Raw genomic sequence first — 3,022 nt, 5'->3', positions numbered from 1 at the left:
ATATATTCAGTGACCCATTCAACTTTTTCCAAACCAATAGCCTCGCAGAGAATCCCAAAAGTTTTACAAATTCTAGTTAAAACTGCTAATGAAACAAGTTTTATTCAGGGTAAACAAGTATCTCAGTCTTCCATTAATCAAAGTGGATATAACTGTCAAGACTTTACTTTAATGGGCAAACCCGGTACTTCCTTGCAAGAAGTAATTAATAAAAAAGGATTAAATATTCAGAATAAAATACTATATCAGAGAAGTCTGCTTTGTATGAAGAATAATTCTGCTGTTGAGGCTGTAATAATAACCCCATCATCTGAAGAGCTAAAAACGAATGGGGACTCTTTTATTAAATCGCTAAACCTCAAACCATGAAACTGTTTTTTAGTACTTGGTATGACCATTACTGTTAGTATATTTGCAACCTTATGGGTTGTAACACATAGACTTTGCCAAGGGAATATATTTATTGCTGCGATCGCTTACGTTGGTTCTGCAATGGCGTAAGACTACCTGATACCAACGTCTGCTGTCCAATGTAACAACTGATTTAGTCGGATAGTAAAGTTTTTGTTAGAGATAAGCATGGTAGCCACATCAATCCACGTTCCCAAGGTGGATCGAATGCTGCTGATAATATCCTTTGGGAAGTAGGTGTTGATAATCTTCGCCGAGGTGCCAAAGTTATGACCGTTGGCGAACAGTTTTATATTCGGGTTTATAATGCAGTAGATTCTATTGTCAGCAATTCTGGGACGATCGCAAAACTTGGGATTACTGCAACGGGAACAGCTATTATCACTCAGGTTGTAGTCACGGCGATTTCCTACTCTTTGGATCTTTATCGAGGTGACATCACTGTTGAAGAGTATAAAAATCTAATTTTTGAAGCAGCAAAGGCAGCAGGTATTGCAACACCAAATTTTTGGATCATTTTTTAGTTGGAATACTCTTATGTGCAACAGCCATTAACTTGTGCTGTTATTACCAGTAGTTAATTTTATTGGGACTCAAAAGTGCGATCGCACTGCTAGAGCAATAAACCTCGATTGCAATGGTTAATAGCACAAAACGAGTAGTTTGAAAACACGCCCTAGTCCTAAAACTATTTCTGTTGTAATAAATTTGTTAACGGCGATGTCTTACGACAAACCGCTGCGTGTCTACGCTCACTTTCGCCTGATATATAACTTTTTAGTCTTAAAATCGCTTAACTTGGCGGAGCTGCTTCTTCAAAGGGACGGATTATCGGCAAGGCTGGTGTAACCTCTGGTTTAAAAATTGCCTGCAATGCTTGTTCTAAGGTTTGTGCCATGACGATCCGGTTTTCGTAAGCCACGACTACCCGCACCAAAGTTGGTAAGCTATTCTGTGTGGCTTCTAGATAGATTGGCTCGACATACAGCAGCGATTGCTCAATAGGAATTACTAGTAGATTGCCTTGAATAGCTCTCGAACCCTGGCGATTCCACAAGGAAATTTGCTGAGAAATTACTGGGTCTTGGTTAATCCGCGCCTCAATTTGCTCTGGACCGTAGACCAGTCTTTCTTTGGGAAAAGTATATAACAATAACTTACCGTAATTATCACCATCCGATCGCGCCGCTAACCAAGCGATTAAATTAGTCCGTTGTCTGGGGGTATAGGGTAAAAGCAGGATAAATTCTTCAAAAGGTACGGTGGGTAGACTAGTAATCAAATAATACGGCTCTACCGGACGGGCTTCACTGCCATAGATTTCGTTAGGAATCTGCCACTGGTCTTCCCGATTGTAAAATACCTGGGGGTCAGTCATGTGGTAGGTCATCAACCGCTCAGATTGAATTTTGAAAAAGTCCACAGGATAGCGAATATGACTGCGGAGACTAGCTGGCATGGTACTGAGAGGTTTGAAGGTGTTGGGAAATATCTTTGACCAAGTGGCAATTATCGGATCGCTGGGATCGGCAATATAAAAATTAACACTGCCGTTGTAGGCATCAATCACTACCTTGATTGAGTTACGCATGTAGTTGATCCCATCGCTACCAGTGTCTGAGTAAGGATAGCGATCGCTCGTTGTGTAAGCATCAACAATCCAGTAAAGATAACTGGGATTACTTGGTAAATCTTGATTAGCAGCAGCTACCAAATAGGGGTCACTATCAAATTTGAGGAAAGGTGCGATCGCTTGAATACGTTGCTTCACATTTCGCCGGAACAGCACCCTTGTCTCAGGCAAAAAGTCCCGTGTGAATAACATTTGCCAATCCTTCAAATACATGGCAAAGAGCCAGCGTCGCCATGCTGAACCGATTTGGACACCACCCAGACCATCATAAGAGTTGTAAACATTGTCACTACCACTGGGATAGTCTAGCTCTCTAACTCTTGTGCCAGTCATTACATAAGTATTGGCTATTTCACCGTAATAAATTCGGGGTTGCCCAATGGGAATACTGTCACGAATGGCTTCACTGGAAGTTGTGAGAGCGCTACTATCACCGCTAATATCTTTGACAAAATATTCTGGTAGCCCACCCGGGCCAACTGTATTAACTGGGCTAACAGTGAACCCAAAACCGTGGGTATAAATTAAATGGCGGTTAACCCATGTTTGAGCTTCCTGTGGTACTGCACTGTAGTTTAGTTCTCGTCCAGCAATCAGTACCTGCCGCCGTTCTGTTGGTTCGGCTGTTTGCTGCTCCGATTCTGGCGGTTTTTGGGGGGCTGATGGTCGGCGTGAAGTTACATCTGTTTTCAAAGTATACCGATCAATATCGGCATCGGGGAACCGATAATACGGTCGGATTTGTTGCAGTTGACGGTTAGTTTGTAACAGTGGCCGCTGATCCCAAAGGCGAATATTCCGAATTGTCAAGTCATTATTTTGAATATCAGCTTCAGTTAGTGTTCCTTGGGGATTGAAGGTTCTGGCATCGATTACCTCTAGATCAAATGCTTGGCGAGTTAAAGCTATAGTTCGCTGAATGTATGGTTGCTCTCGTTGCAACTCATTAGGTAGGACAATTAAATATTGCACTAGAGC

Annotated in this window: 3 protein-coding genes; 2 read left to right on the top strand and 1 reads right to left on the bottom strand. The window is 42.0% G+C overall.

What is annotated here, in order from left to right:
* Both IQ229_RS21195 and IQ229_RS21190 read left to right on the top strand, forming a co-directional pair.
* A partial coding sequence (locus IQ229_RS21195) for a hypothetical protein (protein WP_194047104.1) occupies positions 1–369 on the top strand: 369 nt, incomplete at its 5' end.
* Between the two features lie 311 nt (positions 370–680).
* The gene (locus tag IQ229_RS21190; RefSeq protein WP_228013625.1) at positions 681–935 is read left to right on the top strand and encodes a hypothetical protein; all 255 of its coding nucleotides are present in this window, start codon (positions 681–683) and stop codon (positions 933–935) included.
* A gap of 269 nt (positions 936–1,204) precedes the next feature.
* Here the strand turns inward: IQ229_RS21190 and IQ229_RS21185 are convergent.
* The coding region (locus IQ229_RS21185) for a UPF0182 family protein (RefSeq protein ID WP_194047102.1) at positions 1,205–3,022 on the bottom strand (1,818 nt) is incomplete at its 5' end.

The organism is Nostoc cf. edaphicum LEGE 07299 (assembly GCF_015207245.1).
In the GTDB taxonomy this organism is placed as follows: domain Bacteria; phylum Cyanobacteriota; class Cyanobacteriia; order Cyanobacteriales; family Nostocaceae; genus Nostoc; species Nostoc edaphicum_B.
This window is presented reverse-complemented; position numbering and strand designations above follow the sequence as displayed.

Bases quoted from the DNA above. Each gene is read 5' to 3' on its own strand.
- IQ229_RS21190 (WP_228013625.1), top strand. From the start codon at position 681: ATGACCGTTGGCGAACAGTTTTATATTCGGGTTTATAATGCAGTAGAT.